Consider the following 290-nt stretch of genomic DNA (forward strand, 5'->3'; position numbering starts at 1 on the left):
GCGCCGGCTGTTCGTCGAGCGCCTGGGCGCCGCGCCCCTGGCGGTGCTAACCACCCGCCGACTGCTGTTCGCCAAGCAATTGCTCAGCGAGACCCGGCTGCCCATCACCGAGGTGGCCCTGGCCGTCGGCTTCGGCAGTCTCAGACGCTTCAACACCGCCTTTCGCGATGCCTACGACCTGGCCCCCAGTCAGGTGCGCAAGGGTCAGGCCGCGGCTTCGCCGGTGCTGGTCTTGCGCCTGGCCTATCGTCCGCCCTACGACTTCGCCGCCCAGCTGGATTTTCTCCGCG

Annotated in this window: 1 protein-coding gene; it reads left to right on the top strand. The window is 69.3% G+C overall.

The features are described 5' to 3' along the window. The coding region (locus FS767_RS22095) for a helix-turn-helix transcriptional regulator (protein ID WP_144968230.1) at positions 1 to 290 on the top strand (290 nt) is incomplete at both ends.

Source organism: Pseudomonas sp. DE0010 (assembly GCF_007680745.1).
GTDB classification, from domain to species: domain Bacteria; phylum Pseudomonadota; class Gammaproteobacteria; order Pseudomonadales; family Pseudomonadaceae; genus Aquipseudomonas; species Aquipseudomonas parafulva_B.